The 18,902-nt window shown below is 25.0% G+C and carries 18 protein-coding genes, 1 riboswitch and 1 other annotated feature; of the genes, 5 read left to right on the plus strand and 13 right to left on the minus strand.

Translation table 11 applies throughout. From position 1 onward, the window contains the following. The first annotated feature begins 54 nt into the window (after positions 1–54). A complete protein-coding gene (locus ACTG44_RS10370; protein WP_479920422.1) occupies positions 55–666 on the plus strand; it encodes an NUDIX hydrolase in 612 nt (203 codons plus the stop codon). Positions 667–983: 317 nt separating this feature from the next. After that, positions 984–1,322 (plus strand): DUF3784 domain-containing protein, encoded by a 339-nt coding sequence (locus ACTG44_RS10375; protein ID WP_479920423.1) that lies wholly within the window; start codon positions 984–986, stop codon positions 1,320–1,322. 280 nt (positions 1,323–1,602) lie between these two features. On the opposite strand, the gene miaB is transcribed toward ACTG44_RS10375, so the two are convergent. From miaB to ACTG44_RS10405, 6 genes are all read right to left on the minus strand, one after another. Beyond that, a complete protein-coding gene (miaB, locus tag ACTG44_RS10380; RefSeq protein ID WP_479920424.1) occupies positions 1,603–3,039 on the minus strand; it encodes a tRNA (N6-isopentenyl adenosine(37)-C2)-methylthiotransferase MiaB in 1,437 nt (478 codons plus the stop codon). Between the two features lie 251 nt (positions 3,040–3,290). Continuing rightward, positions 3,291–4,730, minus strand: coding sequence for a cell wall-binding repeat-containing protein (locus ACTG44_RS10385; protein WP_479920425.1), 1,440 nt, complete (start codon positions 4,728–4,730; stop codon positions 3,291–3,293). 847 nt (positions 4,731–5,577) lie between these two features. Then, entirely contained in the window at positions 5,578–6,129 is a 552-nt protein-coding gene (locus ACTG44_RS10390; RefSeq protein WP_479916810.1) for a tryptophan transporter, read from the minus strand. A gap of 149 nt (positions 6,130–6,278) precedes the next feature. Then, positions 6,279–6,542, minus strand: a binding site (T-box leader). 123 nt (positions 6,543–6,665) lie between these two features. Next, complete coding sequence (locus ACTG44_RS10395) at positions 6,666–7,268, minus strand: TetR/AcrR family transcriptional regulator (RefSeq protein WP_021384783.1); 603 nt, start codon at positions 7,266–7,268, stop codon at positions 6,666–6,668. 153 nt (positions 7,269–7,421) lie between these two features. Next, positions 7,422–7,820 (minus strand): hypothetical protein, encoded by a 399-nt coding sequence (locus ACTG44_RS10400; protein ID WP_479920426.1) that lies wholly within the window; start codon positions 7,818–7,820, stop codon positions 7,422–7,424. A 350-nt stretch (positions 7,821–8,170) separates the two neighbouring features. After that, a complete protein-coding gene (locus ACTG44_RS10405) occupies positions 8,171–8,659 on the minus strand; it encodes an SH3 domain-containing protein (protein ID WP_479920427.1) in 489 nt (162 codons plus the stop codon). Positions 8,660–8,743: 84 nt separating this feature from the next. Then, positions 8,744–8,837, minus strand: a riboswitch (cyclic di-GMP riboswitch). Positions 8,838–9,353: 516 nt separating this feature from the next. Here ACTG44_RS10405 and ACTG44_RS10410 point away from each other — a divergent pair. The 3 genes from ACTG44_RS10410 (at position 9,354) to ACTG44_RS10420 (ending at position 13,404) form a co-directional block, all read left to right on the plus strand. Continuing rightward, positions 9,354–11,684: an FtsX-like permease family protein gene (locus ACTG44_RS10410; protein ID WP_479920428.1), complete on the plus strand. Its 2,331-nt coding sequence runs from the start codon at positions 9,354–9,356 to the stop codon at positions 11,682–11,684. Positions 11,685–11,694: 10 nt separating this feature from the next. Next, complete coding sequence (locus ACTG44_RS10415; protein ID WP_479920429.1) at positions 11,695–12,456, plus strand: ABC transporter ATP-binding protein; 762 nt, start codon at positions 11,695–11,697, stop codon at positions 12,454–12,456. A 102-nt stretch (positions 12,457–12,558) separates the two neighbouring features. Then, positions 12,559–13,404, plus strand: coding sequence for an NTF2-like N-terminal transpeptidase domain-containing protein (locus tag ACTG44_RS10420; RefSeq protein ID WP_479920430.1), 846 nt, complete (start codon positions 12,559–12,561; stop codon positions 13,402–13,404). Positions 13,405–13,823: 419 nt separating this feature from the next. Here the strand turns inward: ACTG44_RS10420 and ACTG44_RS10425 are convergent, their stop codons facing one another. From ACTG44_RS10425 to ACTG44_RS10455, 7 genes are all read right to left on the minus strand, one after another. Then, the gene (locus tag ACTG44_RS10425) at positions 13,824–13,988 is read right to left on the minus strand and encodes a hypothetical protein (RefSeq protein WP_003424195.1); all 165 of its coding nucleotides are present in this window, start codon (positions 13,986–13,988) and stop codon (positions 13,824–13,826) included. Positions 13,989–14,310: 322 nt separating this feature from the next. Continuing rightward, entirely contained in the window at positions 14,311–14,643 is a 333-nt protein-coding gene (locus ACTG44_RS10430) for a carboxymuconolactone decarboxylase family protein (RefSeq protein WP_021384788.1), read from the minus strand. A 262-nt stretch (positions 14,644–14,905) separates the two neighbouring features. Continuing rightward, a complete protein-coding gene (locus tag ACTG44_RS10435) occupies positions 14,906–15,547 on the minus strand; it encodes an SdpI family protein (protein ID WP_479916813.1) in 642 nt (213 codons plus the stop codon). Next, positions 15,528–15,827, minus strand: coding sequence for an autorepressor SdpR family transcription factor (locus tag ACTG44_RS10440; protein WP_479916814.1), 300 nt, complete (start codon positions 15,825–15,827; stop codon positions 15,528–15,530). The genes ACTG44_RS10435 and ACTG44_RS10440 overlap by 20 nt, the downstream gene beginning before the upstream one ends. Before the next feature lie 255 nt (positions 15,828–16,082). Next, positions 16,083–16,217, minus strand: a complete 135-nt coding sequence (locus tag ACTG44_RS10445; RefSeq protein ID WP_021384793.1) for a hypothetical protein — start codon at positions 16,215–16,217, stop codon at positions 16,083–16,085. Positions 16,218–16,421: 204 nt separating this feature from the next. Further along, positions 16,422–17,174: a sulfite exporter TauE/SafE family protein gene (locus ACTG44_RS10450; RefSeq protein WP_021384789.1), complete on the minus strand. Its 753-nt coding sequence runs from the start codon at positions 17,172–17,174 to the stop codon at positions 16,422–16,424. Between the two features lie 61 nt (positions 17,175–17,235). Next, a complete protein-coding gene (locus ACTG44_RS10455; RefSeq protein WP_479920431.1) occupies positions 17,236–18,891 on the minus strand; it encodes a PocR ligand-binding domain-containing protein in 1,656 nt (551 codons plus the stop codon). Between the last annotated feature and the right edge of the window lie 11 nt (positions 18,892–18,902).

Consider the following 18,902-nt stretch of genomic DNA (forward strand, 5'->3'; position numbering starts at 1 on the left):
TATTGTTAAAACTCAATTATATAATTTTTAATAATATTATTTTAGGAGGAAAAAATGATAAACGATATTAAAAACAAGTTCAAAGATTACAAGCCATATATAAACGGATATAAAAATATGAAAAGAGCATCTGTTTTAATTCCAATAGTAGAGATAAATAACATACACCATATATTATTTGAAGTTCGCTCAAAGAATTTAAAACATCAACCTAACGAGATTTCTTTTCCAGGTGGCAAAATAGAATCCAACGAAACTCCATATGATGCTGCTGTCAGAGAAACTTGTGAAGAACTTGGTACTTTTAATGACAACATAGAAATCATAGCAAGTCTTGACCTACTTATAACACCTGTAAAATTTATAATACATCCTTACTTAGGATATATAAAAAACATTAATAATTTAAATATAAATAAGGATGAAGTTGACCATACTTTTTTGGTGCCTATAAAATATCTTTTAGAAAATCCTCCAAATACTTATAATAATACCGTAAAAGTTTTTCCTGATGAAAATCTACCTTATGGATCAATTCCAAATCAAAAAGATTATAAATTTGAAAGCGGGAGTTATCCTATTCTATTCTATAAATATAAAGATTATGTAATCTGGGGTATGACAGCAAAAATACTAGAAAATTTTTTGAACTTCTTATCAGAATAATACTTGTAAACAAACATTCAACTTTTTAGATAATAAGTTTTAAAATTTTCTAAATTTAAAATGTTATAATTATAGGAAATATAGAAAGTTATATTTTATAATGTTTTTTCTACTTGATTATTGTTAAATTATTATTACATAATATTCAATACAATTTCAAGGTAAATACTAAGTGTTATTATCACACTATAGATAAACTATAGCATAATAATATATCTAATAAGGCTAAGATATGAAATAAATGACTTTAATGTATGTTTATGGTAAAATATAATAAATTAGTAAACTGTAAGTTAAAGTATATGGAGGTGCTTATAATGTTTGCAGTAGGATTCATAGTTATATTGGCAATTGCCACTTTCATCTTAAGTATATTATTATTTAATGGAAAAGCCAGTATGCTACTGGCAGGTTATAATACTATAAGCGATAAAGAAAAAGCTCGATATGATAAAAAAAAATTATGTAGGAGTTCTAGTATTGTTATTTTTATTGTATCTATAATGTTATTTATTATGGCGTTTTTTGGTTATAGAGTAGAAAGCGGACAAATGGATGAAAAAAACATGCTTCCATTTGCTGTGATATTTATAATAGTTATACTTGCTAGTGTGCTTTTCAATATCTATTATTCTAATAAGAAATGTAAAAAATAATGATTAGTAATTTGAGCAGTTAATCGTGAAAGATTAACTGCTTTTTACATCTATTATATAATACTTTAGTATATACTAAAGAAATACTAAATATAGTTATATAAAACTTATCAAAATAAAATAAAAATAGATGTACAATGAATTTACATCCTATATCAAATTTATTTATAATAAAAACTGAAATTAACATATATGATCTATGTTTTTAAAATTTGATATATTTTGTTTTATAGTACATCTATTTTAATTAGTTTACATAATTTTATTATTTTATACAGTATTAATTATTCACTAGTACACCATTTAATGAAAAGGTTCTAGGTTCAGTGATTTTAACCATAACTAATTTTCCAATTAAATCATCATTTCCACCTTCAAAATTTACAAGTTTATTTTGTCTAGTTCTACCAGCAAATTTATTTTCATTATTCTTACTTCTTCCTTCAACTAAAACTTCAACTATTCTATTTTTATATCCATTATTTATATCTGCTGAAATCCTATTTACAGCTTCTAATACTCTATTAAATCTTTCATGTTTTATTTCTTCTGGTATTTGATTTTCCATTTTAGCAGCAGGAGTTCCCTGTCTTTTGGAATAAATAAATGTAAAAGCTGAATCATATTTAACTTTTTCAATTACATCTAAAGTATCCAGTAAATCTTCTTCTGTTTCTCCTGGAAAACCTATCATTAAATCTGTTGAAAACGCAATGTCTGGTACTTCTTTTTTAGCCTTTTCTATTATTTCTAAATAATATTCCTTCGTATAATGTCTATTCATTTTTTTCAAAAGACTACTACTTCCACATTGTATTGGTAAGTGTAAAAATTCACATACCTTATCGCAATCCCTAATTGCATATATTACTTCATCAGATATATCTTTTGGATGAGATGTCATAAATCTAACTCTTTCAATTCCTTCTATCTCATTTACTTTTCTTAAAAGTTCTGAAAATGTAACTGGATTTTCAAGTGTCTTACCATAAGAATCGACATTTTGTCCAAGTAAAGTTATTTCTTTTGTTCCATTTGCTACAAGTTCTTTTATCTCATCAATTATATCTTCAGGTGTTCTACTTCTTTCTCTACCTCTTGTATATGGAACTATACAGTACGTACAGAAATTATTGCATCCATACATTATATTTACAAACGCTTTTAGTTCAAATTTTCTATTACTTCTAAGACCTTCTATTACCTCTCCATCCACATCCCAAACATCTACTAACATTTTGTCAGAATTCATTGATTCTGTAAGTAGTTGTGGAAATTTATATAGATTATGTGTTCCAAATATAAGGTCTACATGTTTGTATTTTTTTCTTAATTCTTCCACAACATGTGGTTGTTGCATCATGCATCCACATACGGCTATTTTCATATTTGGATTTTTTCCTTTTAGATGCTTTAGTTGACCTAAGTTTCCATATACTTTTAGCTCTGCATTTTCTCTAACTGCACATGTGTTATATATTATTAAATCACTTTCTTCAGCCATCATTGACATTTGGTATCCCATTTCTTCTAGCATCGAACATAATTTTTCTGAATCATGTTCATTCATTTGGCATCCAAAGGTTTGAGTAAACACGAGTTTTCTCTTTCCAGTTCTATTGAAGTATTCTTCGTTTTGTCTGTGTATTTGTTCTATATATTTATCTTGTTCTTGTATTTTCTCTATAGGTATTGTTACTTGTTTTCTTTTGCTCACTTCTATTCCTCCTAGTTAATTTCTTATATTACACATAACCTTAATTATATCAAATAAGAAAAATCTTTTAAAGATATTATTATTTTTCTATGCGTGTTTTAATGATAAATTTAATAATTTAAATATAGTGTATTTCTAAAAAATAAAAATAGATATTCTTTATCATAACAATAAAAAAGATGTTTTAAATTTTAATTTAAAACACCTTTCTTATATTAAAATACACAATTTATTATTGAAGATAATAAATTCTATTCATTCTCAATTAAATAACAATTATTTAGTATTAAATATTGACCTTCCTCAACTGTTATATATCTATTCCCAGAGAAAGCATCATTAGTAACTATTCCATCCAAATCACCTAAGCTATTATCTCTAACTTCATAATATGCATCAGAAGAATTTGAAACTACAGTATATTCTCCAGCAGGAATTTCTAGTCCAATTTTATACATGCCATTTCCAAACTTACCATTCTTAGCTTTTTGAACCTTAGCATATTTTGCTAATATCATTGTTGAATCTTCAATTTTAATATACTGTCCATTCTCTAAAGTTATGTATCTAGTTCCACTAAAAATATCATTTGAAAGTATACTATCAGCATTTCCTGTACTATCACTTGTAACTTCATAATAAGAAGCATAACTTCCTGAATTTGAAGTTATTAAATATTCACCTGCTGATATATCTTTCCCAACCTTATACATGCCAGCCTTTATGGCCTTTGTAGTTGGCTTAGCATCATCTTTTACGATGCCAGTATTAGTATCTCCAATTCCATTTGTTACATTTAGACACTGCTGAATTATAGTTGAATTTATATATCCTATAGAAGTTATCTTTTTAGCATTCTTTAAGACGCTTTTATTACTTCCATTATCAACTAATACCATTGGACTATTTTTTGATAAAGAAGAGCCTACAAGAGCATTTGTTAATTCATATGCTCCAGCTACATAAAATTCTTTAGCATCCTTGTAAAATTTATTTATTATTGCTTTATTAGTTTCAAATCGAGTACTTCCTCCCAATCTAGTAGATTTAGTATTATTTACTAAAGTAGTACTCATTGAAGATGTTCCACCTATTGCATAAGATTTCAAACCAGTAGTTGAAAAAGGTATGCTTCTTCCATTAGTAAGAATTATTGGTGCCTTATCTCTTGCTGCTACAGAGGCAATACTTATAGCATCAGCTTCTCCTTTATATGCATTTGTCAACATAACAGTATCAACTTTTTTTATTGAGTTTATTTCTTTTGCAACATTATAACTTGTTTTTATTCTGTCACTTCCCTGAATTCTTACAACTTTTAGATTTTTAGATTTTAATGAATTTTCGACAGTTGTACTAATAGAGTATGTTCCTCCAATTATATAAACTTTTGATACATTTTTTAATCTTGTAGATGTTTCAGTTGGTATAGTATTTTTTTCAGTTAATAGTATAGGTGCATTTAAAGCTCCTGCTAATCCACTTGCACTTAAACCATCTGCGATAGAATTATTAGTATTAATTAGTATAGCAGTCTTATATGCATTTTCATCTGCTACATTACCTGCAATTTCATACTTATTTTTTCCTTGTATCTTTTCTACAGATGATATTGCATTTACTAGTTGAATATTTGCAAATACAAAAGAAATACTTAAAGTCAATGTTAACATTCTTTTATAGAATTTCATAATAAAATTATCCCCCTCATAATAAATTTTTAATATGTGAATACATTCTCTTAATTAGGTTATGTACTTAACAAACTTATATAAAATCATAAACTATAGTAGATTGTATTACTAATAATTACAAATGCAATTATTCATTTAAATATAATTGTATTTACATTTATATTAAAAATCAACTAGATTTATATAAATACTTATAATTATATTTTTATTCTTAATATTTTTTTTATTATGTTATTTTAATAGATTTATTTTTCTTTTTTAAGTATATAGATACATTTCTCAAAATATTCTATTGCTATTATAGTTACACGTATTTAATTCAGCTAGAGTCTCATTTAAAATTAGAACCTTAAATTCTACATTAAAACTATATTTCATATATATTGTTTTAAAAACTTTAACTAAACTTTATTTTATACCATGAATTATGTATTTTTTCTTAATCAAATTTAAGCAAGTTTTTCACAAAAAATATGTTTTTTGCTATATTTTTTAGAACTATATAAATGTAAATATATACAAATTTAATTAAGTGGAGATTTTAGTATACTCTAAGAGCTGACAAATCAGAGAAGATTAATGCACAAATTTATCTTGAAAAAGTAAATTTAAATAAATTTTATATTTAATAGCTATAAATGAGATACATATAAGAATATTGACATAGGTATGATAATTTATCCATTAAGTTGAAGTTATATTACTATTATATAAATATTTTATTAAAAGCAAAAATATTTAATGCTAAATCTTTAAAAAAAATAAGAATAGAGTAGTTATAATCTACCCTGTTCTTATTTTTTTAATTATTATAATAGTTATAAAGTAAAGTATTATTTCATATTTAAGCTTGATAACTAACTCTTCTTATTGATAGACTAACAATCTTGAATAAAAATATTCCTGCAACTAAATTTATTAAAACAGCTGGTAATACTACTGCTAAAAATAAAGCTGTGAATGAAGCACCTGGAAGACCAACTATAGCTTGAGCTGCTAATAAAAAAATTGTTCCACTTACAAGTGTTCCTACTGGCATTATTATTGCAACTACTATAATATCTTGTGTCTTCTTAGCTAACTTTTTTATAAAAGGCATTTTATAACTAATGTTCATTAATAAAAATACTATATTTGCTGTAAGAGTTTTATCTATTACATTAGGAATTTGACCTCCTGGGAAACTTGATGTAAGTGCTGTAAATATTCCAGTTACTATACCTGCTATTAAACAAGTTTTATAATCATCTCTATTTAAAACCAATATTACAAATAACATTGCTAGTGGTATATCTGGTTTCATTGGTAATCCTATAGCTGGTGTAATTTGATGTATCAATAATCCCATCGCTAAAAGTATTGCATTTAAAGTTAGTTTTTTTGTATTTGTTTTCATTTTTGTAGTTCCTCCTGTTTTTTTTATTTTCAATTTATTTTTTTGCCAATTTACTATATCATCATCTTTAGCTTTGGAAATTCATAACATCTTTTTCACCACCTTCTATATTTTAAGTTTTCAGTAAAATAAAAAACTCCGTCCTAATCTAATAGGACGGAGATTATCCGCGTTGCCACCTAAATTATATAAAAATTAATATAAAATCAAATTTTTATATATCTCATTATCAGGTACTTACATACCTTATTCGCTGTAACGTGCGACTGACGATAAAGTCTACTCTCAAAACTATGATTTCAATTTACTCCTCTAAGGGCCATTCATCAAATTTTTTCTTGCTAAGATTCCACCATCCTCAGCTCTCTATACTGAACCTAAATTCAACTACTCTTCCTTGTCATAGGATTTAATTTACTTTATTAAATTTTGTCGTTGAAATAATAATATTATTTTTTCTAAAAAATGTCAATATATTTTTATAAATTTAAAAATATATTTTGTAATCTATTTTTTCTAAAACATAGTAAATTAAGTTATGTATTTCTTTTTAAATCCAAAATTCTATAAACAATTCCTTTAATAGTCTGTTTTTTTTGCTCGAATTCTTCCTCTGTTAATTCAGTTAATGAATCTTGATGTAATATTGAAAATGATGAATAGAGAACAGCATTTGCAAGTTCTAAGTCTGTTTCAATCGCAGAACTCCCAATCTCACCTTTATCACGCATAGAGTTTATATATTTTGCTATATGAGGAACTAAACTCTTTAAAGTTAATTGATTAAGTGCAATTTGCATACTCCAATGAAATTTACCTGATTTGAATATTTTATATTTTGAAATACTTTTTTGTAATAACTCGAATACTGCATCAATTTTTAGGTTATTTGCTACACAATCATCATATAAAATATCAGAAAAGCTTTGTTCATATTGTGCTAAAAACAACTTTATTACTTCATTAAATATTTCATCCTTTGATTTAAAATAGTGATAAAACATGCCAACTTCTCCACCAACACTATCTAAAATCATTCTTATAGAGGTGTTCTCATATCCATACTCTAAAAACAACTTAAGTGCATTATCAATAAGTTCATCTCGTTTACCACCATTTAATATTCGTTTTCGTGCCATTTTTGTATCTCCTTTTAAACAGCATATTATTCCGTTCAAATTATATCATGCTATTAAATAAACATCAATAATTAACAAAACGTTGTTCTTTAAATTACCATCTAATTAATAATAAAATCACATAAAACAACTATATAATTTTCATTGTTGTATTTAATAAAATTTCTTCTTCTTTCTTTTAATAAATATTAATATAACTAAAACTATAACAACAAACATAACTATTATTGACAGTATCAATTTTGATAAAATATTATATCTTCTTATACCTCGACTTTTGTGTCTATTTAGAATTCCATGTCCATAAGTTTTAGTTCTTGTAGTTCTTTTTTTTAATTTCACTCTACTTTTACTAGATTTGCTACGTTTGTGTCTACTTTTAGATTTAATAGTTTTAAACCTAGTATTATTAGATTGATAATTCTCTTGTGTTGAAAAAATGTATACACTAGAATCAGTAATAACGTCTGCCTCAACTTGTAATGGATTTATAATGCTGATTATAAGTAAAAAAGATATAATTACTCCAATCAACTTTTTCTTTTTTTTCATATTTTCCCCCTCATAAAAACTTATATCTAGTTTATTATAATATATATTAAAGTAAAAATTACAAAATTTTTCAAATTTCTTATATGTTTTCTTATCTTTAATATTATTTTTATTCTATAAAGTTTCTCTTTTGTTAAAATTCTTTAAATTAATAGTAAATTATGATACTTAGTACACAAAATACAAATTAAATCTACTTTCAACTAAATTTTCCATTTATAATTAAGATAGCTTAATTAATTTATTCTGTTTAGTATTATAATAATGATTTTTACAAAAGAAAAAGAATCCTATGATTAGGATTCTTTTTCTGAGATTTATTAGTGTATTTAAAGCTTACTAGTATCCAATTATGATAAACTTAAACATTCTTCTATATACTGGTTATATACATATCCACAATATCTTTTTCCACTTTTATCAATATTCACTCTTGCCCATTTCCCAACACTATAACATACTTCAACTTTAAAACCATCAGGAATTGTAGTTATAATTCTAGAGTCTAATGTTCTATCATTTCTAAGTTCTAAACTTAGACCATTTGTTCTTATATTTCCTACATAATTCTTTTTTCTATCTTTTACCATGTTGTTACTATTGTTTTTAACATTGCTTAATTTTTCTAAATATTTATAAAGTAACCATCCTTTGTCATAATTACTTTCAACTTCTGCCCATATTCCATCAACACATTTTAGCTTGACAATTTTACCTTCTGGTATACTTTTCAACTTCATACTATTTATGTCTGGTCTTTCTCTTAAATTTAATTTAATTTTAGTCTTAAAATTGATGCTAGATTCGCCAAAATTTTTTAACATTAATTCAGATATCATCTTAAGCCCTCCTCTTGCCAAATATTAAGTTATTAAAAATATATACTTTCAACAAATACTTTTAACAAAAAGAATCATTATCTTTTTGGCAACTGGCTGACATGACCTTTATTACATAAAGATTTTAGTCCCTATAGCTTTGCGTCATTAGATTTATCTAATATTGCCTATATCTGAATAATAACATAATTTGAACAATTTAAAAATAATATTACCTCAAATTTTATATTAATTAAATATAAATTAAATTTTTAATTAATAATAAGCAAAAAATACCTTTATATTTATTAATTTAATTATTGTTCTTCATAATTCATCTAAAAAATAGTAATTTATCTATGATACTATTACTTTTAACAAATCTTTTTTAATAAATATTAACACATAAAAATAATCAATAATTTTTTATATACTTAATTAATATTAAAAATTATTGATTAGTAAAAAACTAAAAATAAAATATATTAATTATATTCTTTTTTAAAATTCTTACTAATTTCTTTAGGATATATTTTGTATAAACACTTTATCATAAGAAGTTTATATTTTACTTTTTTAATAACTTGACAAAATAGTAATATTATTATATTATCATTATAGACCGACGGTCAGTTTAAATTTTTATATATCTATGACTAATATAAAATAAATCTAAAATATTCAATACAAAATTTTTAAGAAATGAGGATTATTTATGCTTAAGAGAATATTATTAAAAGATTTAACTCGAAACAAAGTGATAACAATTGCTCTATTTATTTTTATTTTGCTTGCATCAATGCTGGTATCTAGTGCAACGAGCATCATTATAGAACTAACTGATTCCATGACTTCTTTGTTTCAAAAATCCCATGCGCCTCATTATGTTCAAATGTATTCTGGGAAATTAAATCAAGAAGAAATTGACAAGTTTTCAGCTAAAACTCCATATGTAAAAAAGCAACAAACTACTGAACTTTTAAATATAAATGGAGCTAATATTTTTTTAGGAAATAAAGGAGAAAATCAGGCTAATAGTGTGCTAGAAAATAGCTTTACAAAACAAAATGATAAATTTGACTTTCTATTAGATATGGACAATCAAATAATGCAAATAAAAGATGGGGAAATAGGAGTTCCTGTATACTATATGAAACAATGCAATTTAAAAATTGGAGATACAATAAAAATTATTAATGGTAGTTTCTTTATGGAATTTACAATAAAAGATTTTATACGTGATGCACAGATGAACCCTTCTCTTGTTACTTCAAAGCGTTTTTTAATCAGTGATAATGATTGGGATACTTTAAAAGCTACTATGGGGGAAAGCGAATATCTAATTGAATTTCTCTTAAATGATATAAATAAAATTAGTGAGTTTGAAACACTATATCAATCAACTAAGCTCCCACAAACAGGTACATCAATAACTTATTCCACTTATAAACTACTAAATGCTTTGTCTGACGGAATTGTAATTGCTATTGTCATCTTAATTAGCATTCTTCTTATTACAATTTCTATTTTATGCTTACGATTTACTTTAATTACAACGATTGAAGAAGACTACAGAGAAATTGGTGTTATGAAAGCCATTGGTATTCAAAATAGTAACATCCAAAAACTATATTTGATAAAATACGTATTAATTTCATCTTTTGCAAGTTTTCTTGGCTATATATTGTCGTTATTCATAGGAGTTTTTTTTACAAAAAATATTTATATTTATATGGGAACAGTAGATAAAGATATCTTTAGTATTCTTATTCCATTTATAAGTTCAGTTCTTGTATTTGTAGCTATTGTATTCTTTTGTAAACTTATACTTAAAAGATTCAAAAAAATATCAGCAGTTAATGCATTAAGAAATAATCATTCTACAAACTCTGTAATACATGGATATAGCTTACAGCTATACAAAACCAAAATGACAAATGCCAATATATTTCTAGGGTTAAATGAAGTAGCAAGAAAATTTACTGTCTATGGATTGCTTTGTTTTGTCTACATGATTTGTATTTTCCTTATGATTGTACCACTTAATTTTCTAAATACTATTCAATCACCTGAATTTATCACTTATATGGGCGCAGGTAAGAGTGATATTCGTATTGATTTATCACAGACAAATCAAACCCAACATCTTTTTAATTCTATATTACAAAAAATTAACGATGACAATGATGTTGAAAAATATGAATCCTTTACAACAAGTTCATATAAAATAAAAAATAAAAATGGCAAAGTAGAAAATATGAAAATAGAAAATGGAAACTTTAAAACTTTCCCACTTACATATGTAAAAGGTTCTGCACCAACAAAAGAAAATGAAATTGCACTATCTGTTATAAATGCAAATGAACTAGAAAAAAGTATTGGAGATAATTTATCCATTTTCTCAAAAGGTAAAGAGTTAACTCTTACTGTTAGTGGCATATATCAAGACATTACATATGGTGGTAAGACTGCAAAAGCTATGCTACCATCTAAAAAAGATAATGTTCTATGGCATGTCCTAAATTTAAATTTAAAACCTGGAGTCAATGTAGCAGATAAATTAGAACAATACAGTATTAGTTATTACCCTGCTAAAGTTACAGATATAAATAATTATATAAGTCAGACATTAAGCTCTATTATCAACCAGTTAAGACTTGTTATAAAATTAGCTGTTGTCGTATCTATTGTAATTTCTTCACTAATTACAGCAATGTTTTTTAAGATGCTCATTACCAAAGATACACCACAAACAGCAACTATGCTTAGTTTAGGATTTTCTACTAGAGATATACGTATTCAATATATTACCAGAGCTTTATTAGTACTTATAATCGGAGTTATTTTAGGAATTATTATGGCAAATACACTTGGACAAAAAATATCTGGTTTACTACTTTCTGGTATCTCAAACCTTCAATTTATAGTAAATCCATTAATTGTATATATACTTTGTCCATCAGCTTTAATTCTCACAGTATTAATTACAATTATAGTAATTAATAGAGCAATCAATAAAATAAAAATTATGTCTATTATAGAGTAAGGGGTATGTTATGAATAATATTGTAGAAGCTAAAAAAATTATTAAAGAGTATACTATTGCTAAAGGAAATACACAGCAAGTTTTAAAAGGAATAGATTTATCAATTCAATATGGAGAATTTATATCTATTATGGGTGCTTCTGGGTCTGGTAAATCAACATTACTGCATAACATAAGCGGAATGGATAAATTAACATCTGGTATAGTCAATTTTTCAGGTGAAATGATTTCTAATATGTCCGAAGAAGCATTATCAAAACTTAGATTAAAAAATATGGGCTTTATATTTCAACAAAGTAATTTACTTAAAAACTTAAATATATTTGACAACATAATTCTCTCAGCTTACTTAAATAAAGAAGAAAGTCGTCAAATAATCAATGAACGAGCGACAAGACTTATGGAAAAAATGAATATTTCGGAAATAAAAAATAAGGATATTACTCAGGTTTCGGGAGGTCAACTTCAAAGGGCTTCCATATGTCGTGCTTTAATTAACAACCCGAAAATTTTATTTGGAGACGAACCTACAGGTGCACTTAACTCCAAGCTAACAAATGAAGTAATGGATATTCTTATAGCTATTAATAAATTAGGAACAACTATTATGCTTGTAACTCATGACGTCAAAGTAGCAGCAAAGACAGAACGAGTATTATTTATGTCTGATGGTATGATTGTTGGTGAAATTAAATTAGGAAAATTTAATAGTAATGATTTAAAAGAGAGAGAAAATAAACTAATAAGTTGGTTATCAGAGTTAGGTTTTTAATTTTATTAAACTATCTTCTTTATATACTTTAAAGCTGATGACTTATTCAATATTTGATGCTAAAATATAATTAATAAAATTTAATTATTAGGTGATTACATTATGAATATTACTAAAGGCATAACTTTACTCTTAACATTATCAATTGTAATATCTGTAGCAGGATGTTCTCTAAAAGAAAGCGCTAGTGAAGTAGCAAAAAAATATATTGATAGAATGAACTCTGGTGACTATGAAGCAGCATATAGTTTATTAAGCAAAGATAGCAAGAAAAAAATTAGTCAGGAGAATCTTGAAGAATTTCAAAATATTTTAGTTAAAACAAAAAGAATAATTAGTTATAAAATAGATAAAGAAAAAACCATAGAAACTTATAACTATGACGGAAAAAAGTATAAAAATGTAGTTAAATTAGAAGAAACTTTTGAAATAAAAAATCTCCTTTATAAAAAAGATGATTCTTTAAAGGTGAATAGATACTTTGTAGTTGAAAATAACAAATACAAACTCTTGTTGTATGAAGATTTCAAAAAAGAATTTGGTATTAATAGTATGGATTTTGCTCAACTTAAACTTGATGATTTTGGACTAAAAATCTTTGAAGAAGTTGAAGTCATACTAAAAAAAGCTATTAGTATTAATTCTACTGACTCAAATCTTTATTATGCACAGGCATGTAATTATATGCGTTTCGATGGATTTCCTGATTATCCAGATGCCACATACGATGCTTTAGACTCAATTAATAAGTCTTTAAAGTTCCTAGATAAAAAGGATTCTGACTATAAAAAAAATGCAAGCAATGTGTATAACTTAAAAGGAGTTATACTCATGTTTCATAAAAGATTTGATGAAGCTCAACAATACTTTAATAAAGCGTTATACTTTAATAAAGATAATGAAGATTCAAAACTTAATCTAGATACTCTAAAAAATAATCTACTGTAAGTATTTAATTTTTACCTATAGAAAGTATTTTTATATATGATTCTCTACAAAATCATAATTTCTATAAAACTGATTATAATTTTAAACTATAAAGACTTATTGCTATATAAATATTAATCTATAACAATAAGTTTTTTTATTTAAATAAAAAACGAAACTGTTAAAACTTAGAAAAACTTAGTTATAGAGATTTAAATTAAAAGTCTTAATAATTTTTCAATTATATTCTTAATAAGATATTACTAAATTTACACGTCTAGATTTAAACACATTTATTAAATACTCTACACAATGCATATGTAATCACTTAAATTACATTATCTCTATAATATATAATCTAAACATTAGAATATTATCCAAAAACAATAAAAAAGAAGGTATAAAGAGCTACCCTCAAGCTCAATATACCTTATAAATATCTAAACTTCATTTTTCACTAATTTTTCTATATCTTTGATAATATGTTCTTTAGATTTTTTTCCAGCTATAGCATCAAAAATTGCAACAGCTTTTTTTTCTCCAAACTTTTCTGCTACATCATTAAAGTCTAGAAATCTAACACTTTCTTTTGGTTTACCAAACATATAACACCTCTCATATATTTTTATATATTTATTATAACTTCTATATGTTTATTTTTCACCAATAAACGTTAGACAAATTAGTGCCTTTATTTTTTTAGTCTGATTTTACTTTCAAAATTCTTAACAAAAACAGTTTATTCTACTCTATAAATAAAAATAGACAATTTAATTTGTAGGAAACTTGATAATAAAATACAGTAAACAAAACTTTGTTTGTAAAAGTTTTTTATTAAAATTTATGAGAATTATAAAAAATTAATAAAAGAATAAAATTTAATTCAATTTCAAACAACCTATTATCAATAAATTATTGTTATCAAAATTATATATTAAACTCTTCTAAAACCTTTATTGCAAACCTTGCATTTGGATATGTAATAGACCCACCACCAATTACACCTATTTTTATTGCTTCTATAATTTCATCCTTACTTGCCCCAGAGTTGATACACCCCTCAATATGATAACAAATACATTCATCACATCGACTTAAAATAGAAATAGCTAATCCCATTAATTCCTTATTTTTTTTGCTTATAGCTCCTTCTGAATAAGTCTTATCATCAAGACTTCCAAATACTCTAAAAAATTCATCTGTTTCATTTAATTTTTTATTGTAAAACTCTCTATATTCCTTCATTTCTTTAGTGTTCATGTCCTGCCTCCTATATTTATAAATGATTTCTTATAAGAGTATCACACTATACTTAGCCTTTCAATATTAAATCAAACCTTTTAATTTACATTCAATAGACTAATTTATATAGATTATCAAAAACTTTTAATAACCTACTACTATTTTTATTAAAGAATATTTTTTCAGAGCTAAAATAAGTGTATTAATAAATTTTTAATTATATATTTTAGCTCTGAAATGTATTCTATTTATCCAAATATTATAATAGGAATTGATTGTATTAGTTATTTCTAATTGAAGTTCTATATAGCAAATAAGAATATATAAATGGCAGTATTATAATTACAAAAATTACAAAGATATTATAAAGAGGAATGCTAATAAAAGCATTAATAATTAATAATATCCCACCAATAATCCAAATCCATCCAGCTAAACGATGTGTCTTATTCCAATTTTCTTCATCATTAAGAGCCCATGGTGAAATTATTCCCATAGAATAATTTCTCTTACATTTAGGAAGATAATTTCCAAATAAAATAACTACTATCCCCAAAATCAATCCTGTATAAAAATTAAAATCCAAACTAATTCCTGTTGAATACAAAACCATCATTATTTGTAAGATGACTGAAAGTATAGCAACTCCCCATTTTGATAAATTTTGCATAACATTTGAAAAATTAGCCTTTTTAGGTTCATTTTCAAGTCTAAACCATGTATATAAATGAACACATAGCATTAATAATGGTACTCCAAAAGCTGCTATAAACTTTGGAGCATAATTATCTGGATTCCCATAACTATCAAAATGAATTGCAACTTCATTTGGTAGTCTCTTATAAAAATATATTGATACAATAAATGGTATAAAACATATTAATGTAGATAAAATAAATTGCTTATTTATCGCTTTTTTCATTATCTTTTTCTCCCTTCTCCATAAATTGTGAAAACCAAAGCATAACCTCTTCAAAAACCGAAATATTTATTTCATAGAAAATAAAATTTTTATACTTTGTCTCAAATATGAGTCCTGCCTTTTTTAATTGAGATAGATGATAAGAAATTGTGGCATTTGTCATATTAAATTTTTCACTAATTTCTCCTGCTGACATTTTATTCCCCCTTAACATAAGTAATATTTCTCTTCTTACAGGGTCTGAAAGAGCTTTAAACGTTTCTGGAAAACCCAACACCATCACCTCTCTATTTAGAATTTCATCTAATTAGAATATATCATAACTATTATTATATTTCAACAACTATTTAGATTTTTTTCTAAATAGTTGTTTTAAATTCTTAAATAAAGTTTTTATTCTTTGTAAATAAGTTGATTTTACTCACATTTTATTTCTATTCAAATATCTTAATTTCAAAAAATAAAAGAGCTTAGAGATTAACTCTAAGCCCTTTTACTTTATATCTTTCCTATATTTAAAATATAATGCATACGATTATGCAACGTATTCATATTTTGCTTTGTATTCTCTCATTGCATCATTCCAAGCTTCTTGTACTGTAACACCTTTTTTACTAGCAATTTTTTGTGCCAATTCAATTATCTTCATAGCTCTTCTTGATATATTCATAAATAACTCCTCCTACAAATTATTATATATTTTATACCCATAAAATCAAATTTATATTTTTTGATATACAACCTTTATATATACAATATTACAATTTATATGTGTATTACATATGAACTATATTAGAAGATAATTAGAACTTTCATAAAATTATTTGATATATTTTAATATAAAAACTCACAATTAATTATAAAAGTTAATCAATTAAAATAACGTTTGATATACCAATTTTGTAACCATAAACAATGCCATTGCTAAAAATATTGGTTTTATCATCTTTGAACCTTTTTTTATAGCAACTTTAGCACCTACATAAGCACCTATTATCATAACTAGTGCAAACACTATAGCAATCTTATAATATACTTGACCATTTATCATAAATAATAACAATGAAGTTATATTACTTGTTAAGTTTAATATTTTTGTATTTGCAGAAGCATGTAAAAAATCATATCCATATATTTTTATAAATCCAAAAGTTAAAAAAGTACCTGTCCCAGGTCCAAAAAAACCATCATAAAAACCCATTACCAAAGCCATAAGCATACCTAATCTTAGGTTTTTCTTATTAATACCTTCAAAATTATCTTCTTGACCTAAGTTTTTAGAAATAAAGGTGTACATAGCTACTACTAAAATCATTATTACAACTAAAACATTTAATATATCTTCACTTATTGATAGTACACATCTTACACCTAAAATGCTACCAATAATAGTAAATGGGACTAATTTTTTTAAAAGTTCATTATTGGTTTTACCAGATTTTGAATATCTATAAGCACTACTTATACATCCTGCTGATGCAGCAAATTTATTTGTACCAATGGCAAGATGCACAGGAACTCCAATAGCCATGAGAACGGGCATACTTATAAGTCCGCCCCCTCCTGCTATAGAATCTACAAAGGCAGCTAAAAAACCACCTATACATAAAAAAATAATTGCAAACATAAAATTCCTCCACATATTATATCTCAAATTTATTAACAACATATATCTTACATAATATTGTCTATTCTTTATTGTCTAACATATTTTTTCTATATTCATTTGGAGTTATATTATTAAACTTCTTAAATATTTGTGAAAAATAACTACTATTATTAAAACCTACTTTCTTACAAATATCGCTAATACTCATATTTATATTTGATAGATACTTTTTAGATTCGTCTATTCTAAGAAGATTTATGTACTCAGTTATTGAAACTTTATTTTTTTCATTAAAAATAGAACTCAAATAATTTGGACTTATAAAAAATACCTCTGCTATACTATTTAAATTTATATTTTCTTTATAATATTTTTGTATATATTCATTCACACTTTCAATCAAATTCCTCTTGTCTTGTCTCCAAAACTCTCTATTCTTATCAATACACTCTTTAGAAAATTGTAATAATATATTCCATAAATCTTCATCACTATTTGTAAGTGATATTTTTTTATTGTATTTATTTCTTAGAGAAGATATAAGCTTCAAATCTTCTAAGTCCCTAAGTACAGTTCTAGATAATACAAATATCATTTCTTGAATAATATCTCTAACATCATTATACATTAATTTATTAGTATCTATTAGATTATAAACACCGTCTAAATTCATGTCTTTGATTGCTTTCTCTATAGAAAGTTCTAATTCAAAAGGATATTCTCTTAGAGTATTATTGAACATATCTATTGGATTGATAATGTACTTTTCTTCTAATAATTTACTATTTGCTTTTTTAAGTGCTTCTTCAAGCTTTATATTTTCCTTTCTATTCTTCAATATCTCCTCATCTTTTATGCTAAGCTGATTTTCAAAGAAATTTCTCTTAGCTATTTCCTGAATAAATTCAGACATCATTAATAAATTTTCTTTTAACACATATAGTCTACTCTTTGGAATTAATGAAAGTTCATTGTAAATTTTACTTATGTATTTTATGTCAATATTTGAACTACGTGACAGTTTAGATAAATTCTTATCTATATCAATAGATTTGTATATTATGAAATCCCCACATTCTATATATCCAACTACATCTTCTTCTAATACTATAGGTATCTCCAAACTAGAAACACCATACTCACATTGATACATTTTTTCAAAATCATTATCATTCATACTCTTTGCAAGTTTTCTATTGCACACTTTTATACTTTTACAAATATCACAAAATCTAGTTTCTTTTTTAGTCTCAAATATTGCTTTGTGTTTTGAATCATATACAGATATTCTAAGCTTCAATATATTAGATATTTGATTTGCAAGATTTTCAATTATATTTATATTAACTAATTCTTGTATAGTATTTTCAGAAAATACTATAGGTAGCTGTCTCAAACTTGAAAATTTATGAGGGACATAAGTGATTAATATTACTAAATCAATTTTACCAGTATTTATAATTTCATGTTCTGAATATGGTGGGCAATAAACTATTGATTTTTCCTTTATATTGACCTTTTTACCATCAATAACTTGTATTCCTTCTCCCTGAATTACATATAAAAGCTGTTCTTCACTTAAATGAAAGTGCTTTTCTTGGCAGTTTTTTGGAAAAAACTTTACAATTCCAGCACTAAGCCTATTAAATTGTGTTTTTGATGGCTCATGTATCCATGTAACCTCTCCCCAATCAAACTTTTGCACTTCATTATTCGACTCACTAAAATACTCCATAAGCTCACCTC

Source organism: Clostridioides sp. LIBA-2809 (assembly GCF_056688965.1).